We start from the raw sequence: 25727 nt of genomic DNA, 5'->3' as shown, positions 1-25727 counted from the left end.
CAGTAACACCGATTGCCAGGCTCAGCCGATGATCACCCCTTAGCATCGCGCACGTGGAACAGCGATACCTCGGCCGCAGCGGCCTCCGCGTGTCCAGAACGGCACTGGGCACGATGACATGGGGCCGCGACACCGACGCGGACGAGGCCGCCACCCAGCTCATGGCCTTCGCTGACGCCGGCGGCACCCTCGTCGACACCGCCGACGTCTACGTGGAAGGCGAGTCCGAACGCATCCTCGGCGGCCTGCTCGGCGAAGTCGTCCCCCGCGAAGAACTCGTCATCGCCACCAAAGCCGTCGCACGACGCACCGAGGGACCATTCGGCGGAGGAGCCTCCCGCGGAGCACTGCTCAACGCACTGGACGGCTCCCTGCGGCGCATCGGCGTCGACCACATCGACCTCTGGCAACTGCACGCCTGGGACACCAACGTCCCCATCGAGGAGTCCCTGTCCGCCCTCGACCAGGCCGTGACCTCGGGAAAGGTCCGCTACGTCGGCGTGTCGAACTACAGCGGCTGGCAGCTCGCCACCGCCGTCATGACGCCGTCGGCGTTCCCGCTGATCTCCACCCAGGTCGAGTACTCCCTGCTCGAACGCGGAATCGAGCGCGAAGTCGCACCCGCCGCCTTGCACCACGGCCTCGGGTTGCTGCCCTGGGCGCCGCTCGGACGTGGAGTGCTGACCGGCAAGTACCGCAACGGCACCCCACCTGACTCGCGTGGCGCGTCGTCGCACTTCGCGGGCTATGTCGAGCAGCACCGCAACGAACGCGCCGCCCGGATCGTGCAGGCCGTCGCCACCGCCGCCGACGGGCTCGGAACCTCGGCCTTGTGCGTCGCTCTCGCCTGGGTGCGCGACCGCCCCGGCGTCGTGGCCCCCGTGGTCGGCGCCCGCGACACGAACCAGCTCATCCAGTCACTCGAGGCCGAGCAATTGACCCTGCCGCCCGCCATCCGGGCCGCCCTGGACGACGTCAGTGCTATTGAATTGACGTACCCTGAACGCCCGATGTCGTGACCGGTGAGGGCTAGTTTTAGGCTGCACTGAAGCAATAGAGATAACTAGGGGACGCGGCCGAACGGGGTTTCACCCCACCCCTTGCGTGACCTTCGACCGAACGTCGTGGATGCTGGTAGACCACGACGTTTCACAGGAGGACCCGATCTTGCGCCGGCTCGCTGCTCTGATCCTGACCACCGCCACGCTGGCAGCGTGCGGACAGAGCGAGGGGTCACAGGATCCGCTGCAGGTCGCCGCGACGCTCGAGGCAGCCACACCGGCCCACTCCCCCGCCCAGAACGGCACGCCCCCCGGCACCATCACCCCCGGCGGCCAGTTCACCGACGGCGGCACCACGCTGAAGTTCCAGGTCAACGGCCGCGACGTCGAACTCGACCGGCTGCGCAGCGCGGTGTTCGAGATGACCAAGGACGACAAGGGCGCCGAAACCCGCGGCGCCGGCCTCAGAGCAGGCGACGGCGCCACCAACGCCGTCACCGACCGCTACGGCCGCCTCCTCGTCGTCGACACCCGCGGCGGCGAGTTCATCGCGTTCAGCGTCAACCCGCTGATCATGCGCCAGCGCTACCCCGTCCCCGGCAGCCCCTACGGCATCGCCTACGACGCCAAGCGCGACATCGCGTGGATCACGCTCACCGAGCGCAACGAGGTAGTCGGCCTCAACGTCGCCGGCGGCGAACCGACCGAGAAGCACCGGTTCTCCACCGTGCGTCAGCCCAACACGGTCAGCGTCGACCAGGAATCCGGACGCGTGACGGTCACGTCCGGCGACAACGGAGGGATACAGGTGATCTCGCCATGAACGAAGGGGTGATCGACGGGGACTGGGAGTACAGGCCGCTGCGTCTGCCGCCCGGCATCTCCCGCCGCACCGCGACCACGCAGCTGGCCATCCACGCCGAGTTCGCGGGCTGGGAACTGTCCCGCACGCTGCTCTACGGCGACGGCTCCCGCAAGGTCTGGCTGCGCCGCAAACGCCAGCCGGCGCTGCTGCCAGGCCTCATCACCTGACAGCCACACCCGAAGTCCGCCGGAAAGCCCCGCTCAACCGGGGCCGCCGCCTGCACGCGCGCGACCGCTTCCGGCGGCAGATCCACCCTGGACTTCCGCACGTCCGGGCAGGTGAATCGCGTTGCCGACGCACGCCCTCCCCTGGCTGGCCGCCCAGCGCTCACGACGCGGCAGCTCGCCTTGAGCATCGCCGACCACCTGCCCGACCTCACCGTGCACGCTCACACGACTTCGCCCGCCCTGGGCCTCTTCGAGGCGCAGGCATGTGGAGATGACGTGGTGCGGGTCGAGCGCTGACTAGAAATCTTTTTAGTCAACACTGAAGTAATAGAGCATGACGAGCCGAGAGCGGATGAAAGAATCTCCGTCATGCCTCGCCCGGAAAAACCGCTCGACCCGTTCGCCGGGCCTGTCGAACAGTTCGCCTTCGACCTCCGTCGCCTCCGCGAGAAGGCCGGCTCCCCCGGCTACCGCGAGCTGGGCAGACTCAGCCACTACTCCGCCAGCACCCTCGCCGATGCCGCCCGCGGCCAGCGGCTCCCCAGCCTCGCCGTCGCCCTGGCGTTCGTAAGGGCCTGCGGCGGCGACGAGGAGACCTGGGAACAGCGCTGGCGCGAGATCAGCGAACTGGACGCCGAGGACCCCAAACCCGACTCCCCCTACGTCGGTCTCAAGGCGTTCACCGAACACGACGCCGACCGCTTCTTCGGGCGGGAACGCCTCGTCGGCAAGCTGCTGGGCAAGCTCGAGCACCACGACACCGTGCTGGTCATCGGCGCGTCCGGCTCAGGCAAGTCCTCGCTGCTCAGGGCGGGTCTGCTGGCCCGCAAGCCGGGCGAGCTCATCACCCCGGGCACCCACGACGCACTCCCCCGCACCGAGAACCTGCTGGTCGTCGACCAGTTCGAGGAGATCTTCGCTCTCCCCCACCGCGACGACTTCATCGCCGCACTCACGACCCGCACGCGCAAGACCGTCATCGGCATGCGCGCCGACTTCTACGGCCACTGCGCCCGCTACCCCGACCTGGTCAAGGCCGTCGAGGACGCCCAGGTCCTCGTCGGCCCCATGACCACCGACGAGCTGCGCAAGGCCATCACCCAGCCCGCCGTCGAGGTCGGCTGCGCGCTCGAAACCGGTCTGGTCGCCCGTCTCATCGCGGACGCCACCGGCGAACCCGGCGTCCTCCCCCACGTCAGCCACGCGCTTCTCGAGACGTGGCAACGAAAGCGCGGCAACACCCTCACGCTCACCAGCTACCACGAGAGCGGCGGCATCGCCCGCGCCATCGCCAACACCGCCGAGAACGCCTACAAGAGCCTCGACGAACAGCAGCAAGTCCAAGCACGCCAAGTGTTTCTACGTCTCGTGAACCCCGGCGACGGCACTGAGGACACCAAGCGGCGCGTCAAGAGAGAAGAGCTCGCGGCGGACGAGGTCGTCGAACACCTCGCCAACGCGCGCATCCTCACCGTCGACGACGACAGCGTCGAGATCAGCCACGAAGCCGTCATCCGCGGCTGGCCGCGCCTCAGGGACTGGCTCGCCGAGGCACGCGAGGACATGCGCGTGCACCGCAGGCTCACCGCCGCGGCCGCCGACTGGGAAGCGCACGACCGCGACCCCGGCTCACTGCACCGGGGCGTCCCCCTCGCGCAGGCCACCGGCTGGGCCACCAGGGAACCCGGCGCGCTCAACGCCGCCGAGCAGGCGTTCCTCGACGCCAGCAAAGCCGCCGCGCAACAGGACCTGGCCACCGAGAAGCGCCGCACCACCAACCTGCGCCGCGTCGTCGCGCTGCTCGCCGCACTGCTGCTCGTGGCCACCACCGCGACCGTGTTCGCCGTGCGCGCGCAACGCCAGACCACCGAGCAACGCACCAACGCGCTCGCCCAGAAAGCCATCGCCGAGGCCAACGAACTGCAGGACCGCGACCCCGGCCTCGCAAGCCAGCTCCGCCTCGCCGCCTACCGCCTCACCGGCCTGCTGATCGCCCGCGACAGCCTGCTCAGCACGTTCGCCGCGCCCCAGGTCACCCTCGTCCGCGGGCACACGGACGCCGCCGCGTTCGCCATGTTCAGCCCGGACGGCAAAGTCATGGCCACAGTCGCCGACGACAAGCAGCTGATCCTGTGGGACGTCACCGACCGCTACCACCCCGCCGAGCTTGGCCGCGTCCACTCCGGCGACGACGCCACCCACGGCATGGCGTTCAGCCCGGACGGCCGCACCGTCGCCGCGGCGGGCTGGGACGGCATCATCCGCCTCTTCGACGTCTCCAACCCCCGCCGCCCGGCCGAGAAGGCCCGCATCACCGGCCACGAAGGCCAGGTCCAGGCCGTCCAGTTCACCCCCGACGGCCGCACGCTCGTGAGCAGCGGCCAGGACAAGACCATCCGGGTATGGAACATCTCCGGCAACGCCACCCCCGTGCGGACCATCCAGGCGCACGGCGACGTCGTGCACGGCATCTCCCTCAACCGCACGGGCACCACCATCGCGTCCGCGTCCTGGGACGGCTCGGTCAAGGTGTGGGACCTCGCCACCGGCGAGAACCTCTCCACGATCGACCCCGCCCCCGGCAACTTCGAGTCCGACGCCGTCGTCTTCCACCCCAACGGCCGCATCATCGCGACCGGCGCGGACAACGGCGACGTCGTGCTGTGGGACATCACCGACCCCCGCAACCCGGTCCGGCTCGCCGCGGGCACCGGCCGCAACCTCTCCGTCCACACCATGGCCTTCTCCCCCGACGGGAAGTTCCTCGCGAGCGGCGGCGGCGACAAGACCACCCAGATCTGGGACGTCAGCGACCCCGCCAAGCTGCGCCCCGTCACGGCACTGGCCGGCCACACCGACACCCTGTGGTCGGTCTCGTTCAGCCCCGACTCCCGGCAGATGGTCACCGCCACCACCGACGCCGAGGTCCGCGTGCTCGACCTGGCCAACCTCAACTACGCCCACCACACGTGGACCGTCTGGAAGCTCGACTACGACAAGCGCGGCCGCTACTTCGCCTCCGTCTCCTCCGACGGCACCATCAAGCTGTGGCGACCTGACGACCGCCACGCGCAGGAGATCTCCACCCTGCCCAAGCTCACCCCGGACGACGAGGCGCTGACCGTCGACGTGCACCCCGAACGCGACGTCGTCTTCGGGTCGACCATGGCGGGCAACGTCCTCTGGGACGTCACCGACCGCAACAAACCCCGCGAGCTCAGCCGCGCGGTCACCGGCAGCCAGCCCATCGTCGCCGCGAAGTTCAGCCACGACGGCAAGATGCTCGCCGTCTCCGAGGAGAGCGGCGTCATCGGCCTCTGGAACGTCACCGACCCCGCCAACCCGGTGAAAGCGGGCACCTTCGCCGTGCCCAAGACCTACACCGTGTGGCAGGTCGAGTTCTCCGGCGACGACCGCACGCTCGTCGTCGCGAACGGCCGCCACGAACTGCAGCTGTGGGACATCAGCAACCCGGCCTCACCCCGCGCGTACCCGGCGTTGCGCACCGACGACAACCCCGACCCCATCCGCCGCGGTGGCCAGGCCGGGCGCGAGGAGGTCATGACCGTCGTCATCCACGGCACCGTCATGGCGTTCGCGAACTCGGGCAACAGCGGTGCGCTCTACGACATCAGCGACCCCGCCCAGCCCCGCAAGCTCGGCACCCTGCCGAACGACGGCGGGCCGCTGCAGCGCCTCGCCTTCTCCCCCGACGGCACCCTCATCGCGGCCGGCACGACCGACGACCTGGTCCGCGTGTGGGACGTGCGCGATGCTCGCAACCCCCAGTTGCGAGCATCGCTGCACGGACACACGGAACGGGTGTGGGGTGTGGCCTTCGCGCCGGACAACCGCACTCTGGTGACCTCCGGCGTGGACCGCACCGTCCGCGTCTGGGACATCGACGTCGAGGCGACCGCAGCCCGCGTGTGCGCCACTACGACGGCGCACCTGTCCAATCAACACTGGGAGCACTACTTCCCCGGCGTCGAGCCGAGGCCTCTCTGCTGAACAACACCCTCACCGTTCCTCTCGACACTATTTGTAGTGCGAAAACGTTGTGTGGTGTCGATGCGTCCGTGCCGAACAACAACGTTTGTGCAACTGGGCGCGCCGACTCGGGAAAGATGTGCCTTCAGTCAGCACTGAAGCAATAAAATTCTCCGAACTAGTTGTCGATGTGATCAGATTCGGTGTCATGGAGCTCGTGCCGCATGAAGTCGGGGTCGCTCACAGCGCACTGCCGCACGACGAAACGTCCACCAGAGCCCTGCTCGCCGAAGCCGCGGCGCAGGGCCTCCACACAGTTGTCGTCACCGCTGACGAAGGCGACGACAGCGCCCTCGCCGTGCTGCGCGAACTCCGCGCCGAATGGCACACCGAGGGCGGCAAGATCACCGCGTCGCTCGACACCGACGCCCAGGGCCAGCTCGCGCACCTGTGGGGCCTGTCAGCCGAGGAGAGAGCCGCGTGGCTCGCGGCGTTCCCGCGCCACGACGACCCGAACTGGTGGATGCACCGGCTCCTCGTGCTCAACCACCACCCGGAGTGGGCGCCGCTGAAGGACTGGCTGGTCGGCGAGCACGTGCGGCTCTTCGGCCGTCCACCCGGCCGCGCCCGCCGCTCCCCCGTCTAACGCGGCAGGCCGCTGAAGTCCGGAGTGCGAAGGCGCTGGATCCACGGAACCGGCGCCTCGCGTGGCGTGTCGCTGTCCGGCTGCACCGCCGCGATCGTCAGCACCGGCACCCTGGGCACGCCGACCGCGACCACGTCGCCGTGCACTCCCGCGATCCACATCGTGCCGGTGTCGGCGATGTTCGCGATCACGTGCAGGTCCGGGTCCACGAACTGGACGAGCGCGAGCCGCCCGCCCCCCATGGTCGCCAGCCCCGCCACGAGGCGGCCCGGCTTCCACGGGAACAGCGTGACCGGCAAAGGCGTCCAGCCCTGCGCGGCGTGCATCCCCTGCACCGCGTCGCGGTACCAGCGGCCCAGCTCGATCGTCGAGGGCAACACGAGCAACGACAGGACCACGATCAGCCCGCCGACCGCGAGCCCGGCCGGGGCGATCGGCCACAGGCTCGTCACCACGATCACCGTGCCGATCACGGCGGGGATGACGGCACCGAGTGCCGCGTGCGTGCCCGCCACGAGGCCGGGGAGCGCCTTGAGCACCGCCGGGTCGTCGAGCGGGCGCCCGATCTCGTGCTGCTGCACCGGTTCCTGGACCTCGAACGCCGCCGGGCGCGCCACCTTGGCGTTCGCCGTCTTGGCGAGGCCGGCCGCACGTACGACGGCCTTGCCCCGCGAGTCCGGGCCGCAGACGAAGATCTCGCCGAACTCCCGCACGACGTCCGGCAGGTCGTCGCCCAGGAAGCCTTCGAGCACGACGCCGTCCGCCAGCCGCACGTAGGTGGCGTACTTGTCGTCCGGATGGCGGACCAGCGTCGCCGGGTGCCGCCGCCAGGGCTCCTCCAGCAGGCCCCTCCGCACCGGCAGCGTCTCGACCCGGTGCATCAGTGGGCCGACCGCTCCCACAAGGAACAGCAGTGACAGCACCACCGTCGCCACGACGTTGCCGAGCACCATCGGCAGGAACAGGCAGACGGCGATCCCGGTCGCCGACACCAGCGCGACGGCCGACAGGGTGGCCCGCACCAGCCTCAGCTCCTGAAAGACCAGGCCGGTCGACCAGTCGTCCTTCGCGGGCACGTCCGTCCGCGGTTCCAGGTACTGCGGCACCGGCCCCCAGCTATGCCTTGGCGGCCACCTCGCGGATCAGGTTCGCGAGCTCCGACGGCCGTTCAAGCGGAAGCATATGTCCCGCATCGGCCAGGATGACCGAAATGCCGCCGAACTTCGCGGCATCGGTCTCCGGCACCAGCCGATCCTCGTCCCCCACCACCGCGACCACGGCCTTCTCCTTGGCCACGGTCAGCCCGGCCTCGCGGTCGTACCTGTCCACGGCGGGCCGGAACAGCGCGACCGTCTCCGGCCACTGTCCCCACACCATGTCCGCGGTGAGCTCGACGTCCTCGTCGGCGGGCTGGTCGCCGAACAGCCACCACCGCAGCCCCGCGGTCTTGGTCGGCTCGATCCTCTCCCGCACGGCGCGCACGATCGGCCCGAACGCCCGCTCCAGCTCCCGGACGAGCTTCCCGACCGCCTTCGGCCACGCCAGCGACGACTCGCTGCGCCCGCTCGCCGCCGTCGACACGAACACGTTGCCCAGCACCCGCTGCCGGAACAACCGCGGCCGCCGCTCCGCCATCGCGAGCGCCGCCATGCCGCCCATCGAGTGCCCGGCGATGACGATCTGCCCGGCAGGCACCGCTCGTTCGATCAGCTCCCCCAGGTCGTCGCCGAGCTGCTCGATGGTCGCGGTCTCCTTGGTGGCGCCGGCCGACTTGCCGTGCCCGCGGTGGTCGTAGGAGATGACCTGGAAGTCCGCGCTCAGGTTCTCGACCACCTTGTGCCAGCTGCGGTGGTCGAGCGCGTAGCCGTGGGCCAGCACGACCGTCACCGCTGCCCCGGGGTCACCTGCCCGCACCACGTTGAGCTCGGTCCCGTCCTCCAGCCGCACCATCGGAATCCTTTCGCCGTGTCGTCTGATCGTCCTAACGAGACAACACGGCGAAAGGACACGGCTCAAACGCGCCCGAGCACCACGTCGGGGGGCATCTGCCCTCCGACGCCGGGCACGCCGCGGAACTCGTAGGCCGACGCCCGACCGCCGGCCTGGATGATCCAGGCCTGTCCCGCCTCCGCCTCCGCGAGCACCACCTGCAACGCGTCCGCGATGTCCGACGGCGTCAGCAACGGGAACTCGACCGCGACGAACTCCTCCTTCGCCGCGCCGAGCAGCAACGTGTCCACGAACCCGGGACACAACGCGGCGACCACGATCCCGTCCGCGGCCAACGCCTTGCCCGCGGCGCGCGCGTACCCGACCACGGCGTGCTTGGTCAGCGTGTACAACGGATCCGCGGGCATGGCGGCCAGCCCCGCCAGCGACGCGGTGATCACGATCTTCCCGCCGCCCTGCCGGCGCAAAGCGGGCACGGCGGCACAAAGCCCGTACACCACGTGGTCGACGTTGACCCCGACCAGCTTCCGGTACCGCCCGACGTCCAACGCGTCGTCCACCCCGGCCTGACCACCACCGATACCGGCGTTGAGGTGCACGACGTCGAGCCTCCCGAACTCCTTCTCGACCTGCTCGACCACCGCGGGCATCGTCTCGGGATCGGTCACGTCACCCGTGATGGCGATCCCGCTCACCGCGGACGCTATCCGTTGTGCCCCTGCGGCATCGAGGTCCAGCACCGCCACGCGGGCGCCGAGCTTCGCGAGCCGGCGCACGACCGCCGCGCCGATTCCGCCCGCGCCGCCCGTCACCAGCGCGACCTGACCTGTCAGATCCACAGTGGACACGGCACACCCCTCAGCTGTTGCGAAGGAAACGGTCCAGAACGCGCACACCGAACTTAAGCGCATCGACCGGCACGCGCTCGTCCACGCCGTGGAAGAGTCCGGAGAAGTCGAGGTCCGGCGGCAGCTGCAGCGGGGAGAAGCCGAAGTTGCGGATGCCGAGCTGCTGGAACGACTTCGCGTCGGTACCGCCCGACAGCATGTACGGCAGCACGCGGGCGCCGGGGTCCTCGGCGATGATCGACGCCGTCATCGCGTCCACCAGAGCGCCGTCGAACGTCGTCTCGACCGGCGGCAGACCGACCCACTCGCGCTCGACGTCCGGGCCGAGCAGCTCGGCCAGCTCGCGGTCGAACGCCTCCTCGCGGCCCGGCAGGATCCGGCAGTCGACCGTCGCCTCGGCGGTCGAGGGAATCACGTTCGCCTTGTACCCGGCGGAAAGCATCGTCGGGTTCGCGGTGTCCCGCAGCGTCGCGCCGATCATGCGCGACAACGCGCCGAGCTTGCCGATCGAGCCCTCGATGTCGTCGTCCGGGAAGTCCAGCCCGGTGATCTCGGAGACGCCGTCGAGGAACTCGCGCACGGACGGCCGGACGATCAGCGGCCACGTGTGCTGGTCGAGCTTGGTGACCGCGGCGGCGAGCTTCGCGACCGCGTTGTCGCGGTGGATCATGCTGCCGTGGCCCGCGGTGCCCTTGACCCGCAGCTTGAGCCAGCGGATGCCCTTCTCGGCGGTCTCGACCAGGTACGCCCGCACGTCGTCCTTGAGCGTGATCGAGAACCCGCCGACCTCGCTGATCGCCTCGGTGACGCCCTCGAACAGCTCCGGCCGGTTCTCCACCAGCCACTTCGCGCCGAACAGACCGCCCGCTTCCTCGTCGGCGAGGAACGCGAACACGATGTCGCGCGGCGGAACGACGTTCTCACGCTTGAAGTGCCGGGCGAGGGCCAGCGTCATGCCGACCATGTCCTTCATGTCGACCGCGCCGCGCCCCCACACGTACCCGTCCTGCACGGCACCGGAGAACGGGTGCACGGACCACTCGGAGGCGTCCGCGGGCACGACGTCGAGGTGACCGTGGACCAGCAGCGCGCCCCGGCTCGGATCCGATCCGGCCAGCCGCGCGATCACGTTGCCGCGGCCCTTGGCCCCGGACTCGACGTACGTGGTCTCGTAGCCGACCTCGGACAGCTTCTCCGCCACCCACTCGGCGGCCTTGCGCTCCCCCACCAGCGTCGCGGGATCACCCGTGTTGGTGGTGTCGATCCTGATCAGCTCGCTGACCAGCGTGACGGCCTCGTCCTCTGCCAGTGCGTTCCCCGTTGTGCTCACTCCGACTTCTTACCACCAGTCAGAACACTGACCAGCCTGTGAGAGTGGTGAATCGGTCCAAGGCGTCCAACCCCGCCACGGAGTTGCCGCGTGCGTCCAAGCCTGGACTCCAGACGCTGATCGCGCACTTCCCGGGAACCACGGCGATGATCCCGCCGCCGACACCGCTCTTGCCGGGCAGGCCGACCCGGTAGGCGAACTGGCCGGCGGCGTCGTAGGTGCCGCAGGTGAGCATCACGGCGTTGACCCGCTTCGCGCCGCTGACGTCCAACAGCCGTGTGCCGTCGTTGCGCACACCGTGGCGGGCCAGGAAAAGCGTCGCCCGGGCGAGGTCCGCGCAGCTCATCGCGATCGAGCACTGCCGGACGTACTCGTGCAGCACGACGTCGACGGAGTGGCGCATGTTGCCGTAGGAGGCCATGAAGTGGGCCAGCGCCCGGTTGCGGTCGGAGTGGTCCAGTTCGGACTTGGCGACCTCGGGATCGACGTCGACCGAGGTGTTGCCGCTCTCCTGCCTCAGAAATCCCAGCAGCCGGTCGGCCGCGCCGAGCCCCAGGTGGTCGGTGACGACGAGCGCGCCGGCGTTGATGAACGGGTTGCGCGGGATGCCCTGCTCGGTCTCCAGCTGGACCAGCGAGTTGAACGGCGATCCGGACGGCTCACGGCCGACGCGCGCCCACACATCGTCGTTGCGCGACAAGGCCAGAGCGAGCATGAACACCTTGGAGATGCTCTGGACGGAGAACGGCGTGCGGTACTCCCCAGCGCCGAAGACCTCGCCGTCCAGTGTGGCGACGGCGAGGCCGAAGGCGTGCGGGTCGATCCTGGCGAGCGCGGGGATGTAGTCGGCTACCGCACCCCCTGGCGTCACCTCGGCGGCAATGCGGTCCACCAGTTGCTGGAGTTCCATGCCGCCAATCCCATCACGGGATCGTTCAGGCCACCGGGAAGGTGTAGAACGCGGTGTTCTGACCGGCCTTGATGGTGCACGGAACGGTGATCGTGCCGAGCCACGTCGGAGAGCCGTCCGCCATGCGCGGCGTCAGCTTGAGCGTCGCGCTGCCGAGCGAGATCGTCGCCGAACCAGCGTTGGCGAGCGTCATCGCCGGGAACGTGCCCGTGGCGGTCACGTCGAACGTGCCGCTGGACGGCACCGGCGTGTTCGGAATGGTCGACACCGACGTCAGCGTCTGGGTGGCGCCTCCGTTGGCGACAGGCACGTTGCTGGTCATCGTGCCGTCAACGGACTTCGCGCCGAGGAAGCCCAGCGTCGTGGTGGCGTCCTCGGACACCGTGCTCTTCACCGTGGTGTTGGACACCGCGGTCGGCACACCGACGGTCGCTGCGTCGGGCAGGTCCGCGGAGCTGACCGTGGTCGGCATGTCCTGCGCACCGATGAGCGTGAAGTTGCAGGAGTACGTGATGTTCAGCGAGGCGGTCGCGGCCAGGCTCGGGACGGCCGTGACCACGCTCAGTGCTCCGGCGGCCAGTACGCAGGCAGCGGCGCGTGCGAGGGTCTTCATCTGCAGGGACCTCCGTGAGTACGACATTGAACTGCAAGAAGGCGATGTTGCTTTACTCGTCAGTAAAGTAACCATCGGAGATTCCGCAATGCAAGAGAAAAACCGGTTTTATCACCCGCGTACGAATTGGCTCCGAGCGATTTATCAGTCGCGATCCAATAAATAGTGCGCGCGCAGTGCCAGCTCCAGCGTGAACCGCTCCTCGGCGTCGTGCATTCGGTCGCCGAACAGTTCGTCCAATTGGTTCACGCGGTAGCGAACGGTCTGCGCGTGCACCTGCAGCCGGGCGGCCACCTCGGGCGCGCCGCCGCGGGCCGACAGCCACACGAGCAGCGTTTCGGCGAGCTTCGTGCGCTGCCGCTCTGTCAACGATGCCAACGGCGCCAACGCCCGTTCCGCCAGCTGCCGGGCCAGGAACTCGTCCGCCAGCACGGTCAGTTCGACCAGATGATCGGCGCAGTCGAGCACCGGGCGGTCCGGCAGCACCTTCTCCCGCGCCAGCACCAGCACCCGGCGTGCGCAGGCCAGCGACCAGGGCGCCTCCGCGGGCACCACCGGCAACCCGACCGCGGCACGCCAGCCCGGCAGCGCGCGGCGAATCCAGCGCGAGACCGCGGCCGGGTTCGGCACCAGCAGGTACGGGGTGGCGTCCTCGAAGTTGACCAGCACGTCCGGCGGAAGGTCGTCCGCCGGCGCGGCAGACGGCTCAAGAGCCACGGCGCACAGCCGGTCCGGCATCGGCCACGCCGCCGCGCCGGCCGCGTCCAGGACCGCCTGCCAGTTGCTCGCGGGGTCGCCGACCAGCAGCTCCATCAGCTTGCGCCGCTTGCGTTCCAGCGTCCCGGCCGCACTCGCCTGCGCGGCCGCGTACCCCTCGACCGACAGGCTCACCAGCTCGTCGACGTGGGCGATCATCGCCTCGCCGAGCACCGACATCTGGCGCAACGACAGCTCGCGTTGCTCGGCGAACCCGCACACGTGCCGCCACGCCACGCGCGCGCCGATCCGGTACGCCGCCTGGAGGCTGTCGAGGCTGCGCCCGGACTTGAACTCCCACGCCCCGAGCTTGCGGTGGATGTCGTCGTGCGGATCCGGCTCGGAATCCGGCTCCGCGATCATGTCCACGAACTTCACCAACGCCTGTCGAATGCCATCGACGACGTTGTCCCTGAACTGGCCGTATTCGGGAATCGATTTCTCGATCGCCTCGAAAATGCTCACCGAGACCGGTGCGACTTCCATTCGGAGCAACGGCGCCAGCTCCCGCGGGACCGATCTGCGCGGATCGTCCAGCCCAGTCATCCTCGCGAGTGTAGGAGATAAACGAAACGCGGTCGTTCAGCCAACTGGACCAAATGGTTCACAGGAAGAACAGCCGTGCGATGGCATCCCGTGCCACCAGGAACCCCGCGATGCCCAGAATCCAGCCCGTCATACCCGCGCCCTTCTCGGCGAACCACGCGCTGATCCGGGCGAGGAACGGCTCGATCCTCGCGCGCAACGCCAGCCGCCCGCCGAGCAGCAGCAGAGCCGGCACGATCATGACCAGGCAGTATCCGGCGAGCAGCAGGCCGATCTGCGGCGCGGTGAGGCCGGCGGCGCTCATCATCCCGATCGCGCCGAGGTACGGCAGCATCGTCGCGAGCTCCACGACACCCGCCAGCACCGCGACACCCGCCAGCGCGGCCACCGAGCCGTTGGCGTTCACCCGCTCCCGCCACCTCCCCGTGCTCGGCTTCTTGCCGTCGAACCGGAAGCTGACCACGAACAGGACCACGCCGATCACCAGCTGGACCCAGAGCGCGATCTTGCTGTCCAGGTGGTCGGCCACCTGCGACGCGCCGAGCACGATCAGGACGCCGGTCGCGAAGTAGAAGACCGTGATCGTGCCCAGGTAGACACCGAACCTGCCCAGCCTCAGGCGTCCCGGCGTGAGCATCAGCCAGATCGGGATGAACAGCGTCCCGATGCTCGTCGAATCCAGCAGCGCGAGCCCCGCCAGCGCCGCCACCAGTCCCAGCGTCATCCGTTCCCCCAAGTTTTTCGCACAGTCGTGATATTACAGGTCGCGCAACCACCGAGTCGATCAGGCGTCAAGTCGGCATGAAGCGTTGGGTGTGGGCGACCGTGGCCGCGGTGGTGGCGGTGGCGGGCGTCGTGGCGTGGCAGACGACGACCACGGAGTGGATGACAGTGATCACCGCGGTCCACCCCGACGGCACCGTGGAGTGGGTCGAAGGCGAGCTGCGGCACACGGAGGAGAACAACTCCTACATCTTCAAGCTGCCCGGCAGGCCGCACGTGTCGAAGCTCGCCGACGACGCGGTGATCCGCACCGCGCTCGGCTGCACGACGACGGCATCGCACGGGCTCGACTTGGCGTGGAACGGGCTCGGCGCGGTCGAGTGCAGCCGGGAGGAGTTCCTGGCGATGGAGTCCCCGCCGTACGCGCCGCGCCTGACCTTCGACTGGAGCGGGGAGATCACCGAGATCGCCGGGCGCTATCACCCGTAACGGAAATTCGCGCGCGTTCCGGGCAGCAGGCGTGTCACGGTCGCTGCATGGAAGACGAGCTGGACGAGATCGCCCGGGCCCACGACTTCTCGGGCGTGGTCAGGGTCGAGCAGGACGGGCAGGTGTTCGAGAAGGCGTACGGCCTCGCGCACCGCGGCTACGAGATCGCGAACACGGTCGACACGCGGTTCGCGATCGCCAGCGGCTGCAAGGGTTTCACCGCGCTGGCCGTGGTGAGCCTCATCGACGACGGCACGCTGGACCACGACACGAAGGTGCGCGAGATCCTCCGTGACGACCTGCCGCTGATCGACGACGAGGTCACCGTCGGGCAGTTGCTGGCCCACCGGTCGGGCATCGGCGACTACTTCGCCGAAGAGATCATCACCGACATCAACGACTACCTCCTGCCGGTGCCCGTGCAGAACCTGCGCGACATCGAGCAGTTCGTGCCGATCCTCGACGGGTATCCGCAGAAGTTCCCGCCCGGCACCGCGTTCGGCTACAACAACGGCGGCTACGTCGTGCTCTCGCTGATCGCGGAACGGGCGAGCGGCGTGCCGTACCACGACCTGGTGCGGCAACGGGTGTGCGAGCCGGCGGGCCTGAAGGACACCGAGTTCCTGCGGTCCGACTCGCTCGGCCTGCGCACGGCCGTCGGCTACCTGCCGATCGACGGCGAGTGGCGCACCAACGTGTTCCACCTGCCGATCCGCGGTGGCGGCGACGGCGGCATCTACACGACGGCGGCCGACGTCAGCGCGTTCTGGCGGGCGTTCTTCGCCGGGCGGATCGTCTCGCCTAAGCAGGTGGCCGAAATGGTCAGGCCGCACAGCGAGATCCCCGAGGACGAGCTGCGCTACGGCCTCGGTTTCTGGCTGCACGGCGAGACGAGCCAGGTGCAGCTGGTCGGGTGGGACGCCGGGGTGTCGTTCAAGACCGTGCACGAGCCCGAGTCGGGGATCACTCGCACGGTGCTCGGCAACACCTCGGACGGCGTGTGGCCGGTCGCGCGGTTCCTCAACTCGTGACACGGATCCGGTCATCATGGCGGGATGGATCTCACGGCGGTTCCGCTGGTGTCGTTGAGGGTGTTCCAGGAGGTGGCCGAGCGCGGGACGCTGAGCTCGGCCGCGTCGACGCTGGGCTACACGCAGTCCGCGGTGTCCCGGCAGATCGCTGCTCTCGAACGGGTCGTGCGTGCGCCGTTGCTCGACCGTCAGCGCGATGGCGTCCAACTGACCGATACCGGTCATGTGCTGCTGCGGCACGCGGGCATGGTTCTCGCGCAGCTCGACGCGGCCAGCCGGGAGTTGTCCGGGCTGCCGGCTACCGCGGGCACCGTGCGGCTCGGCTGGTTCACCAGTGCGGGTGGCACGCTCGTTCCGGCCGCGTTGGCCGCACTCAGGCGCAGCCATCCGGCGTTGACGGTCACCACACGCGAGGGCACCACCGCTTCCCTGGTGCGCGCGCTGCGAGCCCGGACCGTTGATCTCGCGGTGCTGGCCTCTCAGTCGCCGCTGGACGACGAGACACCGGCTCTTCGATCGAAAGTGCTCGAGGAACGCGACCTGCTGCTCGCCGCACCGTCGACACATCCGTTGGCGCACAAGGACTTCGTAGACGTCAGCGACCTGCGTGGATGGGCGTGGATCGCTTCGCCTCCGCCTGGCCTCGGAGTGTGGCCGGGTCTGGACGAACGACAGTTCGTCGCGCACATGGCCCGCGACTGGATGGCCAAGCTTCAACTCGTGGCATCCGGTGCGGGCATCACGACGGTGCCGGAGTCTCTCGCAGCTTCGGTTCCTCAAGGCGTGCAGCTGCTTCGGGTGCGTGGTTCACGACAGAGCCAGCGCGTCGTCGTGGCGTGGCTCAACCTGTCCGAACCGGCGTCCGTGGTGGTGGACGCGCTCGTCAGTGGTACTCACCCGTGAGCATCGCCGTCGCCAGCTCCACCCGTGACCGATAACCGGTGCGCTGGAACAACCGCGTCAGCTTGGCCTCGACGCTCTTCTCGGTGGTCCTGAGCACGCCCGCGAGCTCGCGGTTCGTCAGCCCCTCCGCGACCAGCGAGGCCAGCAGCCGTTCCTGCTCGGCCGTCGTCGCCGCACGTCCGGGCACCGCGACGCCGTGTTCCCGCATGAGGTGCCGCACCACAGCCCTCGGCAGCAACGCGTCCATCATTCCGAACAGCTCGTAGGCCTCCCGCAACGTCCGCGCGTCGCCGAGTCCGTGCGAGGCCAACGCGGTCAACGTCAGGGCGTGCTCGTACGGCTGGTCGCGTTCGGCCACGAGCCTGCGGACCTCGGTGGCCGCCTGCCGGTCGTGCCAGGTCACCGCGCGCGCCAGCAGGTGGTTGCGGTGCGCGCGGCCGGTGTCCATGGTCTCGGCGATGTCGGCCAGCCGCTCGACGCGGAACTCGGCGTCCTCGCGGTCACCGTCCTCCAGCGACATCACCGCGAGCCGCAGCTCCAGCTCGTCGGTGCCGATGACGATCGCGTACTGCGAGGCGAACGCCAGCCCGCGCTGCAGGGCCCGCCGGCTCTTGTCGCGCGCACCGAGCACCAGTTCGAGGTCCGACTCGGGCACGTCCAGCAGGTGCGGGAGGACGTTCTGGCCTGCACGCGCGTCGGCGATCACCTCGCGCGCACGGGTCAGCTTCGCGCGTGCGACCAGCATCGTGGCGAGGTCGTGCCCCAACGCCGTGTGCGCCGCGACCTGGCCGAGCGTCGAACCCGTGACGAGAGCCTTGCGGGCGTGGCCGAGCGCGTCGTCCCAGCGTCCGTCGGCGGCGTGCAGCAACGCGATGTCGGCCGCCTCCAACCGGAGGCCGGCGAGCATCCGCGCGGCCCGCTTCGACTCACCGATCAACAGCAGGCAGCGGGCCATCGCCGCCTGCAGCGCGGGCCGGTGCCGGTCCACCGCGTAGAGCGGGCACAGGCCCGGATCGCTGATGACCCGTTCGAACTCGGCCATCCGCCCGGACATCAGCGCCGCGCTCATCCCGAAGATCTCGCCGAACGTGACGGTGGCCGCGTTGCCCAGCCGCCACATGCCGCGCGTGCTGGCGAGCAACGTCGCCGCTTCGTCCCATCGGTCCGTGTAGCACATGGCCACCGCACGGCCGATGAACCGTGCTGCCGTGCCGCCGGGCAGCGAACGCCAGCTGCCGTCGGCGACCTTGCGCAACGCGGCCCTGTCCCCCGCCGCGCACATGCCCACGAGCCGGATGAGGTGCAGCTCCTGGGTCTGGTCCGGGCTGAACTCGTCGGGGAGCTCGAGCGCGGCGTCCACACTCGCCATCGCGGTCACGAAGTCGTTGTGGGAGGCGCACGCGACGGCGTGCATGAACAGCGCTTCGGCCCGTTGCGCCGGGCTAATGGCCCTGTCCGCCGCCGCGCGCAGCCAACGTCGTGCGGCCGGGTCGTGCAGTACGACGGCCCGTCCGGCAGCGAGGAGCTGCGTCGTGGCCTTCTCCGCGTCGGCGAACCCGCCCGCGTCGATCAGCCGGTCCGGGAGGTAGCCGGGGTTCGCGCAGAACGCCCTGCCTTCCCAGATCGCGCTCACCGCACGCCATCCGAGGTCGTGGCGCTCGTACGGGCCGAGGCTGGCCGCGAGCGCGTGAGCGAGCACGGGCGCACGGAACCGATAGCCGTCGTCGTGCCGTACGAGCACGCCTTGATCTTCGAGTTCCGGCAACGCTCGGGTGTCGCCGAGGAGCTCTTCCGCCGCCGTCCCGAGGGGGTGCAGGATCGCCATCGCCTTGGCGGTCTGCCAGGCGGCCTCGCCGAGCAGCCGGATGCGTTCGACGGCGGGGTGCCGGTGGCCGGTACCGCGTGGTTCCTCCACCAGGTACGCGGTGCGGTCGATGATCCTCAGCGCACCGCCGCGCAGGTAGCCGTCGACGGCGAGGTCGACCAGGCCCGGCACGCCGCGGCTGTCGTGGTGCAGCCTGCGCGCCAACTCCGGGTCCGCCGACACGTTGAGCAGGCCCGTGAACATGTGGTTGACCTCGGACCGGTTCAACGGCGCGAGCGGGACGATCTCCGTGAGTGCGCTGGTTTTGAGCGCATCGGCGAGGTCCGTGTGTTCGAGACGCACGGGCGTGCGGTAGCTACCGACGACACAGGTCGCCAGTTGCGGCAACGCGTCGAGGAGCGCGCGCAGCACGTCGTGGTTGAGGCGGTGCAGGTCGTCGAGGAACAGCACCGGCGGCCGTGACCACCGTGCGAGTTCCTCGCGCACACGGGCGACCACAGCCTGGGGGCGGTTGCGGTCGGCGCGCAGCAGTGGCACGTCTGCTGTGCGCACACGCTGATGTTCGAGCGTGTCCCGGACCTCGTTGAGGAGCGCGGTGCGGCCGATGCCCGCGGGTCCGGTGACGAGCACCAGCCGCGTGGTCCCCGACAACAGCGGCCACACGACGCTCGTGTGTGCGTCATCTCTGGCGATCAGGTTCGAGGCGGGAGTGTCGGTGTGGCTCAGCGTTCCCGTCATCCGGTGGCTCCTCGATCGTCGAGCCTGCCCGCCAGGCTCGCGGCGGCCAGCTCCACGCGCGACCGGACGCCGGTGCGCATGAACAGGCGGGTGAGGTGGTGCTCGACGGCCTTCTCACTCGTCTCGAGCTCCGTGGCGATCTGGCGGTTCGTCTGCCCGGAGCGCACCAGTTCGACGATGCGCAGCTCCGTAGCGGTGAACCCGGCAGGGCTAGCTGTCGTGTGCGGTGCCATGACGCCGAACCTGCGCATCAACGCGGAAACCCTGGCGGGCAACAGGAACGACGATCCGCCTTCCTTCGCGATGGCGTGCAGCTCCCTCACGACGAGGCGCGGGTCGTCGCAGAACTGGGCGAGGATGTGGCACGCCCACAGCAGGTCCGGGCGGTGGCCTCTTCTTCTGACGAGATCAGCGCCTCGTGCTGCTTCGGCCGGGTCGTTGTAGAGCAAACCCCTGGCCAGCAACAGGACCTGGAGCGTGCAGCGGCAGTCGCCCCACCGGTGCAGCTCCATGATCTCGGTCATCAGCGTGCGTGCGATGTCGAGGTCGTTGTTCCTCATCGCGATCTGCAGTGCCTGCAGCATCAACCGGCTGGTGCCCGTCCGCACGCCCGCCTGCTTGACGCGCTGGAGCGTGCGCCAGGCGAGGTTGACCGCGGTTTGGGAGTCGCCCGCGCGGTGCAGCAGGCCGCACTCGACCATGGCGCGCGTCGGCGCGTACCGGACAGCGTGGCTGACCTTGGCGAGCCACGCGAACGCCTGGCGGTGCTCGCCGCGTGCGGAATGCATTGCGGCGGCGAGGATGCGGCCGTGGTGGTGCGCAGGCATCGGTCGTTTCGTGAGCTCCAACTGGCGCACGGTCTGCAGTGCGGACGTGAAGTCTGCTTTGGCGTAGTCGCGGACCACGCGTTGGTAGAGCTTCAACGGGCCGTGGTCCGGAGTGCGGTATCGCTGGCCCAGGACGAGTTCGAGGACCGTGGCGACGTCTCCGGGCGTGCCCGCTTCAATGATGTCGTCGAAGCGTTCCCGCGCTTGCTCGTCGCGGACGAACCTGAGCGCCGTGCGGCAGGCCTGCACGTCCGAACGCAACGCGTGGTAGATCGCGTTCAGTTCGGCGTTGGTGATGACCACTTCGTCGTCGTGCGCGTTCATCGGCAGTGGTGTCCAGTCGGGACGTTCGCCGAGCCACCACCGTGCGAGTGCCACGGCCTGTCCGCCCTGGGTGTGCTGGTCTTCGCCGTTGAGCAGCAACAGCATCGCGGCGGCGTCGGTGTTCGCGTCCTCGGCCATGCATTCTTTGAGGACCGTGCGCATCAGCTCGTCCTGGCCGGTGGCGACGAGGACCGCGAGCGCGAGGTACAGGAGGCGTCCGCACGGGCGGTCCTGCGTCATCCTGACCGCGGCGGCGAGCCAGCGACCCGCGCGTTCCGGGTCGGTGGCCTGGATCTCGGCAGCGCGGTCGGCGAGCCAGCGGGCCCTGCGCGGCGCGTCGGGGAGGTCGGGGCCGGCGAGCGCGACCAGGTCCGGGTCGGCGGTGTCGGCGGCGAGCGCGACGTGCATCCGCCGCACCTCGTCCTCGCCACCCCGGTCGATGATCGCGTTGGCGAGCGCCGGGCAGAGGACCTTGAGGTCTTTCGTGAGCACGCCGCGTTCGACGAGGTCGTCCAGGGCGCGGCCGCAGGCGTCCAGGTCCTCCTGGAGGAGCTTGAGGTCGGCGACCTCGATGCCCTGGCGCACGACGCACAGCAGCGCGACCTTGTAGGCGAGGCCCTGGACGTGCTCCAGCAACGGGTGGTTGCCGGGCAGGCTGATCCTGTCGCCGGCGAGGAAGAGCCGGTCGCCGACCCAGGTCAGCTCGGCCTCGCCGAGGGTCGCGAGGACCGTGCCGGGGTTGCCGTAGAGCGGTCCGAGCGCGGTTCTGAGCGCTTCGACGACGCTCTGGTCGAGCGGGTCGCGGGTGGTGATCAGCTCGGTGACGACGTCGGGTGACAACGTTGGCAGGTCGATGACGACGTCCGCGACCTCGGCCAGTTCGGCGTGATCGCGGCACACCGCGATCACGAGGCAGCCGGGCATGCGCATCGCGGTCGTCGTGAGGACCGGTTCGTCGAGTTCGTCGGCGTCGTCGACCAGCACGACCGCGCGGGACCGGGGCCGGTGGCCGACGACGGTCACGCCTTCCGCCCGCCACATCGCCGCGGCCTGCCTGAGCAGTTCGGAACGTCCGCTCCCCGGCTCACCGCGCACGACCGCGAGACGTCCGCGTGAGACGGCGGCCTCGAACGCGGCGCGCAGTGCGGCAAGCTCCCCCTGGCGTCCGCGCAGCTGTTCCTGCACGTGACGACTCCCCTCGCTTGGACGGGATCCGGCGGGCCCCTGCCACCCGCCGGATCCCGGAGGTGGCCGCGCCCGGCACGGGCGGCGGCAAAGCTGGACCGGGACGGCCACTGGCACGAGATTATGTGAGAGCGCGACCGTCGCGAGTGGACGCGGGGAAACCCCTCAGATGGCGCGCATGACATCTGTCATGGGTTTCTGGTGTGTCGCGGCACTGCCCGTGCGGTGCATTTCCCGAGATCGTGGGCTTATGACAGCGATCGAGGTGCGCGGGCTGACCCGGCGGTACAGCGGGGGTTTCGAAGCTGTACGGGGCGTCTCATTTGATGTGGAGCGGGGCGAAATGTTCGCTTTGCTCGGTACGAACGGCGCGGGAAAGACCTCGACGGTCGAAGTTGTGGAAGGGCTCTCACGTCCTGCGTCGGGAACTGTGTCGGTGCTGGGCCACGATCCGTTCCGGGAGCGCTCTCTCGTTCGGCCCCGAGTGGGCGTGATGCTGCAGGAAGGCGGTTTCCCGCCCGACCTGACTGTGACCGAGGCCACAAAGATGTGGGCGGGGACTTTGACCTCTCCGCGACCGGTCGATGAGGCGTTATCCCTCGTTGACCTCGCACATCGGGCCGCGGTGCGGGTGAAGCAGCTGTCCGGTGGCGAGCGTCGCCGGCTGGACCTGGCGCTGGCGTTGCTGGGACGGCCCGAGGTGCTGTTCCTGGACGAGCCGACGACGGGGCTCGATCCGGAGTCGCGGCGCAACACGTGGGAGCTGATTCGGGGGCTTCTGCGCGAGGGCGTGACCGTGCTGCTGACGACGCACTATCTGGAGGAAGCGCAGGCGTTGGCCGATCGGCTCGCGATCATGCACCGGGGCCGGATCGTGGTCCAGGGAACGGTTTCCGAGGTCGTGGACGCGTATCCGTCTCGCATTTCGTTCGTGCCGCCCGCGGGAGTTTCACTGCCTTTCGTCTTCGACGTCGACGCGGGCGGGCGGGTCGTGGTGCGGACCAACAATCTGCAGGAAGCCCTGCACGAGCTCCTTGCGTGGGCTCATGTCAACTCGGTGGAACTGTCCGGACTGGACGCTCGCTCGGCGTCCCTGGAAGAGGCGTTCCTGGCGATCGCGGAGGAGGCGGCATGAGGGCCGTGGCTGTGGGACAGGCCGAGCTGAAGTTGTTCTGGCGCAACCGGACCGCGCTGTTCAACTCGATCGTCATGCCACTGCTGATCGCACCCGCGCTGATGGCCGCGGACGCAGACGGCGTGCCGCTGGTCATCGGCCTGATCGGGTTCGTGCTGCTGATGGCGGTCTACTACAACCTCGTCACGACGTTCGTCGCGCGCCGCGAAGAGCTCGTCCTGAAGCGTCTTCGCGTCGGCGAGCTGACCGACCCGGAGATCCTGCTCGGCGCGGCCCTGCCGTCCGTCGTGGTGGCGTTGGGGCAGATGGCGCTGTTCGCGGTGATCGTCGGAGTGGTGAGCGGTATCGCGTTGCCCACGCATCCCTGGTTCCTGATGCTGGGCGTCGTCGGTGGCATGATCGTGTTCGTGCTGCTCGCCGCCGCTTCGTCGGCGTACACGAGGACCGTGGAGATGGCGCAGGTGACGTCGCTGCCGATCCTGGTGGCGTGCCTGCTCGGGTCAGGCGTCTTCTTCCCGTTGTCGCTGGTGCCCGACGGCGTGGCTGCCGTGCTGCGCCTGCTGCCGCTCTCGCCGGTGCTCGAACTGCTGCGCGCGGGCTGGGGCGGCGGTTCGGTGGTCCAGCCGATGATCGTACTGGCGGTGTGGATCGGCGTGGGGATCTACGCTGTACGACGCTGGTTCCGCTGGGACCCTCGGAGGTGAGTTTGCTCGGCTGGTGGCGGTCCCGCAGCAACGCGGCGCGCTTCGACTTCTACGTCCGCGCCACCTTCTTCGTGAGCTACGCGGTTCTGCCACCGTTGCTGATCACGGGCATGGCCGGCGAGGTCAGCACGACCGCCGTCCTCGCGATCTCGGCGGCGACGCTGGTCCACACCCTGCTGAGCGTCCGGCTTGGCCACCTCGGCATCGAACACCACCTGGGCAAGGCGGCGTTCCCGCGGCGGCTCCTCGTGCTCTTCCTGGCGTACTCGTGCGCCGTGCTGGCCACGGCCCAGCTGGCCTTCCCGCACCCGACCCCCGGCAAGTCCGACGGCCCGGCCGACAGCATCACGGTGATGTTCCTGGTGCTGACGATCACCACCCTGTCCGCCCTGCTCCGCCCCCGCCCGCTGGCCCTCGCGGCCGTGGCCGGTGGCGTGTTCATCTCGCTAACCGCCGATCCCACCCGCGCCGTGTTCACCACCGTCATGCTGCTGGTGCTGGCCTTCGGTTTCCGCACGACGCTGTGGATGGTGGGCCTCGTCTGGGAACTGGACCGCTCCCGCGAGGTCCGCGCCAGCCTCGCCGTGGCGGAAGAACGCCTCCGCTTCGCCCGCGACCTGCACGACGTCGTGGGCCGCAACCTCTCCGCCGTGGCCCTGAAAGCCGAACTGGCCGCGCAACTGGCCCGCCGCGGCCGTTCCGAGGCGGTCTCCGAGATGCTCGAGGTCCGTCAAATCGCCCACGACTCGCTGGACGAACTGCGCGCCGTGGTCAGCGGCTACCGCACAGCCGATCTCTCCGTAGAGCTGGCCGGCGCCCGCTCGCTGCTGGCGTCGGCGGGCATCGACTGCCGCGTGATCGGCGAGGTGTCCTCTTCCGGTGAGTCCGCAGGCGCTTTGGGCTGGGCGGTCCGCGAGGGCGTCACCAACGTCCTGCGCCACAGCTCGGCCAGCTCGTGCACGATCACGTTGCGCGGCAACGTCCTCACCATGTCCAACGACGGCGCTCCGCCTTCGTTCCGCTTCGGCAGCGGCCTAACGGGCCTGCGCGAACGCATCTCAGCCCTGGGCGGCTCGGTGTCCGCCGCATCCGAGCCCCCCAACCGTTTCGTGCTGACCGTGGAGCTCCCGTGATCCGCATCCTCCTGGCCGACGACGAACACCTGATCCGAGGCGCCATGGCCGCCCTCCTGTCCCTCGAGGACGACCTAGAAGTAGTAGCCCAAGCCGCCACCGGAGCCGAAGCCCTGGCCACCGCCCGCGTAATCCGCCCCGACGTCGCCGTGATCGACCTGCAAATGCCAGACCTGGACGGCGTCTCCGTGGCCCAAGCCCTGACCACCGAACTTCCTTCGTGCAAAACGATGATCGTCACCAGCCACGGCCGCCCAGGCCACCTGAAGCGCGCCCTGGCAGCCGGCGTCCGAGGCTTCCTGCCGAAAACCGTGTCCTCCGACGTCCTGGCCACCGTGGTCCGCACCGTCTTCTCCGGCGGCCGCTACGTGGACCCGTCCCTGGCCGCCGAAGCCATCAGCGCAGGCGACAACCCTTTGACCCCAAGGGAAGCCGACGTCCTCGAACTGGCCCTGGAAGGCGCCCCGATCGACGAAATCGCCCGCCGAGCCTCCCTGTCCCCAGGCACAGTCCGCAACTACCTGTCCTCCGCCGTGGGCAAAACCGGCGCCTCCAACCGCCACGAGGCAGCCCGCTTCGCCCGTGCCCGAGGCTGGATCTAACGGTCCCACCACTCAAGCACCCTCATCGCCCAAAACGTCAGCCACTTGGACGGCTCCCCAGCCTCCACATCGACCTCGAACCACACCAGCCCAGGATGCCGCCCGGCCTGCAACCACGTCCCATCCGGCTGCCGCGTCCGCCTGACCATCTCGACAGCCTCCCCCATCCGCGGATCCCTCCGACCGGCCTCCCTGAAGTAGTCGAGCGCGTTGAGCACGCTGTACCCCCACCGAAACGGCGACCGAAACTGCCCAACCCACTCCCCAACCGCCTCCCCAGTCGACAACCGCTTGTACAACCGCCTCTCAAGCAGGTACTCCTCCCCCACCTCTCTCACGCGACCATCGCCCCCAGCACCACGCTCATAAGCCAACAACCCTTTAAGCGCATTAAGAACTCCTAACAGAATGATCTTGGAATACTGTTGATCAACCGCGTGTTGACCTTGGTGTGAGGAAGGGCGAGCAGCTCCCCTGGATCGTGTC

At 69.3% G+C, this 25727-nt stretch carries 22 protein-coding genes and 1 pseudogene; 12 read left to right on the top strand and 11 right to left on the bottom strand.

Features of this window, described 5'->3' with window-relative positions:
* Positions 1-53 precede the first annotated feature (53 nt).
* From ABZ345_RS40175 to ABZ345_RS40155, 5 genes and pseudogenes are all read left to right on the top strand, one after another.
* The gene (locus ABZ345_RS40175) at positions 54-1019 is read left to right on the top strand and encodes an aldo/keto reductase (protein WP_359860207.1); all 966 of its coding nucleotides are present in this window, start codon (positions 54-56) and stop codon (positions 1017-1019) included.
* 367 nt (positions 1020-1386) lie between these two features.
* Positions 1387-1824: pseudogene (locus ABZ345_RS40170) on the top strand (hypothetical protein); the annotation flags it as partial.
* Positions 1821-2033: a DUF5703 family protein gene (locus ABZ345_RS40165; protein WP_030465938.1), complete on the top strand. Its 213-nt coding sequence runs from the start codon at positions 1821-1823 to the stop codon at positions 2031-2033. The pseudogene ABZ345_RS40170 and the gene ABZ345_RS40165, both read left to right, overlap by 4 nt.
* Positions 2034-2402: 369 nt before the next feature.
* Complete coding sequence (locus ABZ345_RS40160) at positions 2403-6044, top strand: helix-turn-helix domain-containing protein (RefSeq protein WP_359860206.1); 3642 nt, start codon at positions 2403-2405, stop codon at positions 6042-6044.
* 187 nt (positions 6045-6231) lie between these two features.
* Positions 6232-6669, top strand: a complete 438-nt coding sequence (locus ABZ345_RS40155; RefSeq protein ID WP_359860205.1) for a hypothetical protein — start codon at positions 6232-6234, stop codon at positions 6667-6669.
* Here ABZ345_RS40155 and ABZ345_RS40150 read toward each other — a convergent pair.
* The 8 genes from ABZ345_RS40150 to ABZ345_RS40115 all read right to left on the bottom strand — a co-directional run bounded on the left by ABZ345_RS40150 (position 6666) and on the right by ABZ345_RS40115 (position 14346).
* Positions 6666-7775: a hypothetical protein gene (locus tag ABZ345_RS40150; protein WP_359860204.1), complete on the bottom strand. Its 1110-nt coding sequence runs from the start codon at positions 7773-7775 to the stop codon at positions 6666-6668. The two genes, ABZ345_RS40155 and ABZ345_RS40150, sit on opposite strands and share 4 nt — an antisense overlap.
* Before the next feature lie 10 nt (positions 7776-7785).
* Positions 7786-8619, bottom strand: a complete 834-nt coding sequence (locus ABZ345_RS40145; RefSeq protein ID WP_359860203.1) for an alpha/beta hydrolase — start codon at positions 8617-8619, stop codon at positions 7786-7788.
* Positions 8620-8681: 62 nt separating this feature from the next.
* Positions 8682-9467 (bottom strand): SDR family NAD(P)-dependent oxidoreductase, encoded by a 786-nt coding sequence (locus tag ABZ345_RS40140; RefSeq protein ID WP_359860202.1) that lies wholly within the window; start codon positions 9465-9467, stop codon positions 8682-8684.
* Between the two features lie 10 nt (positions 9468-9477).
* Positions 9478-10797 carry a M20/M25/M40 family metallo-hydrolase gene (locus ABZ345_RS40135; RefSeq protein ID WP_359860201.1) on the bottom strand — a complete coding sequence of 440 codons (1320 nt, stop codon included), beginning with the start codon at positions 10795-10797 and terminating at the stop codon, positions 9478-9480.
* Positions 10798-10816: 19 nt separating this feature from the next.
* On the bottom strand, positions 10817-11707 hold the full coding sequence (locus tag ABZ345_RS40130) for a glutaminase (RefSeq protein ID WP_359860200.1): 891 nt from the start codon (positions 11705-11707) through the stop codon (positions 10817-10819).
* A gap of 25 nt (positions 11708-11732) precedes the next feature.
* On the bottom strand, positions 11733-12320 hold the full coding sequence (locus tag ABZ345_RS40125) for a DUF6801 domain-containing protein (protein WP_359860199.1): 588 nt from the start codon (positions 12318-12320) through the stop codon (positions 11733-11735).
* A gap of 144 nt (positions 12321-12464) precedes the next feature.
* Positions 12465-13622, bottom strand: a complete 1158-nt coding sequence (locus ABZ345_RS40120; protein WP_359860198.1) for a helix-turn-helix domain-containing protein — start codon at positions 13620-13622, stop codon at positions 12465-12467.
* A gap of 58 nt (positions 13623-13680) precedes the next feature.
* Positions 13681-14346, bottom strand: coding sequence for a GAP family protein (locus ABZ345_RS40115; protein ID WP_359860197.1), 666 nt, complete (start codon positions 14344-14346; stop codon positions 13681-13683).
* A gap of 77 nt (positions 14347-14423) precedes the next feature.
* Here ABZ345_RS40115 and ABZ345_RS40110 point away from each other — a divergent pair, with 77 nt between their 5' ends.
* The 3 genes from ABZ345_RS40110 to ABZ345_RS40100 are packed head-to-tail and all read left to right on the top strand — an operon-like array spanning position 14424 to position 16768.
* Entirely contained in the window at positions 14424-14834 is a 411-nt protein-coding gene (locus tag ABZ345_RS40110; RefSeq protein WP_359860196.1) for a hypothetical protein, read from the top strand.
* A 47-nt stretch (positions 14835-14881) separates the two neighbouring features.
* On the top strand, positions 14882-15865 hold the full coding sequence (locus ABZ345_RS40105) for a serine hydrolase domain-containing protein (RefSeq protein ID WP_359860195.1): 984 nt from the start codon (positions 14882-14884) through the stop codon (positions 15863-15865).
* A gap of 24 nt (positions 15866-15889) precedes the next feature.
* Complete coding sequence (locus ABZ345_RS40100) at positions 15890-16768, top strand: LysR family transcriptional regulator (RefSeq protein ID WP_359860194.1); 879 nt, start codon at positions 15890-15892, stop codon at positions 16766-16768.
* Here ABZ345_RS40100 and ABZ345_RS40095 read toward each other — a convergent pair.
* Both ABZ345_RS40095 and ABZ345_RS40090 read right to left on the bottom strand, forming a co-directional pair.
* Positions 16749-19331: a LuxR C-terminal-related transcriptional regulator gene (locus ABZ345_RS40095; RefSeq protein WP_359860193.1), complete on the bottom strand. Its 2583-nt coding sequence runs from the start codon at positions 19329-19331 to the stop codon at positions 16749-16751. The two genes, ABZ345_RS40100 and ABZ345_RS40095, sit on opposite strands and share 20 nt — an antisense overlap.
* Positions 19328-21667, bottom strand: coding sequence for a LuxR C-terminal-related transcriptional regulator (locus tag ABZ345_RS40090; protein WP_359860192.1), 2340 nt, complete (start codon positions 21665-21667; stop codon positions 19328-19330). Before ABZ345_RS40090 ends, ABZ345_RS40095 begins: the two co-directional genes overlap by 4 nt.
* 190 nt (positions 21668-21857) lie before the next feature.
* Between ABZ345_RS40090 and ABZ345_RS40085 the strand changes: the two genes are divergently transcribed.
* From ABZ345_RS40085 to ABZ345_RS40070, 4 genes are read left to right on the top strand one after another with little or no spacing between them, the layout of a single operon-like run.
* Positions 21858-22802 carry an ABC transporter ATP-binding protein gene (locus ABZ345_RS40085; RefSeq protein WP_359860269.1) on the top strand — a complete coding sequence of 315 codons (945 nt, stop codon included), beginning with the start codon at positions 21858-21860 and terminating at the stop codon, positions 22800-22802.
* A complete protein-coding gene (locus ABZ345_RS40080; protein ID WP_359860191.1) occupies positions 22799-23506 on the top strand; it encodes an ABC transporter permease in 708 nt (235 codons plus the stop codon). The genes ABZ345_RS40085 and ABZ345_RS40080 overlap by 4 nt, the downstream gene beginning before the upstream one ends.
* On the top strand, positions 23503-24639 hold the full coding sequence (locus ABZ345_RS40075; protein WP_359860190.1) for a histidine kinase: 1137 nt from the start codon (positions 23503-23505) through the stop codon (positions 24637-24639). The genes ABZ345_RS40080 and ABZ345_RS40075 overlap by 4 nt, the downstream gene beginning before the upstream one ends.
* Positions 24636-25241, top strand: coding sequence for a response regulator transcription factor (locus ABZ345_RS40070; protein ID WP_359860189.1), 606 nt, complete (start codon positions 24636-24638; stop codon positions 25239-25241). The genes ABZ345_RS40075 and ABZ345_RS40070 overlap by 4 nt, the downstream gene beginning before the upstream one ends.
* On the opposite strand, the gene ABZ345_RS40065 is transcribed toward ABZ345_RS40070, so the two are convergent.
* Entirely contained in the window at positions 25238-25579 is a 342-nt protein-coding gene (locus ABZ345_RS40065; protein ID WP_359860188.1) for a hypothetical protein, read from the bottom strand. The two genes, ABZ345_RS40070 and ABZ345_RS40065, sit on opposite strands and share 4 nt — an antisense overlap.
* Positions 25580-25727: the final 148 nt, after the last annotated feature.

This window comes from Lentzea sp. NPDC005914 (assembly GCF_040629405.1).
In the GTDB taxonomy this organism is placed as follows: Bacteria; Actinomycetota; Actinomycetes; order Mycobacteriales; family Pseudonocardiaceae; genus Lentzea.
The sequence above is the reverse complement of the archived record's forward strand: the minus strand, read 5'-3'. Positions and strand labels throughout refer to the sequence as shown.

Excerpts from the sequence above, each read along its gene's own strand:
- ABZ345_RS40095 (WP_359860193.1), bottom strand. The coding sequence starts at position 19,331 with ATGACGGGAACGCTGAGCCACACCGACACTCCCGCCTCGAACCTGATC.
- ABZ345_RS40115 (WP_359860197.1), bottom strand. The coding sequence starts at position 14,346 with ATGACGCTGGGACTGGTGGCGGCGCTGGCGGGGCTCGCGCTGCTGGAT.
- ABZ345_RS40155 (WP_359860205.1), top strand. The coding sequence starts at position 6,232 with ATGGAGCTCGTGCCGCATGAAGTCGGGGTCGCTCACAGCGCACTGCCG.
- ABZ345_RS40130 (WP_359860200.1), bottom strand. The coding sequence starts at position 11,707 with ATGGAACTCCAGCAACTGGTGGACCGCATTGCCGCCGAGGTGACGCCA.
- ABZ345_RS40100 (WP_359860194.1), top strand. The coding sequence starts at position 15,890 with ATGGATCTCACGGCGGTTCCGCTGGTGTCGTTGAGGGTGTTCCAGGAG.
- ABZ345_RS40105 (WP_359860195.1), top strand. The coding sequence starts at position 14,882 with ATGGAAGACGAGCTGGACGAGATCGCCCGGGCCCACGACTTCTCGGGC.
- ABZ345_RS40160 (WP_359860206.1), top strand. The coding sequence starts at position 2,403 with ATGCCTCGCCCGGAAAAACCGCTCGACCCGTTCGCCGGGCCTGTCGAA.
- ABZ345_RS40085 (WP_359860269.1), top strand. The coding sequence starts at position 21,858 with ATGGGTTTCTGGTGTGTCGCGGCACTGCCCGTGCGGTGCATTTCCCGA.
- ABZ345_RS40110 (WP_359860196.1), top strand. The coding sequence starts at position 14,424 with ATGAAGCGTTGGGTGTGGGCGACCGTGGCCGCGGTGGTGGCGGTGGCG.
- ABZ345_RS40165 (WP_030465938.1), top strand. The coding sequence starts at position 1,821 with ATGAACGAAGGGGTGATCGACGGGGACTGGGAGTACAGGCCGCTGCGT.
- ABZ345_RS40145 (WP_359860203.1), bottom strand. The coding sequence starts at position 8,619 with ATGGTGCGGCTGGAGGACGGGACCGAGCTCAACGTGGTGCGGGCAGGT.
- ABZ345_RS40120 (WP_359860198.1), bottom strand. The coding sequence starts at position 13,622 with ATGACTGGGCTGGACGATCCGCGCAGATCGGTCCCGCGGGAGCTGGCG.
- ABZ345_RS40125 (WP_359860199.1), bottom strand. The coding sequence starts at position 12,320 with ATGAAGACCCTCGCACGCGCCGCTGCCTGCGTACTGGCCGCCGGAGCA.
- ABZ345_RS40080 (WP_359860191.1), top strand. The coding sequence starts at position 22,799 with ATGAGGGCCGTGGCTGTGGGACAGGCCGAGCTGAAGTTGTTCTGGCGC.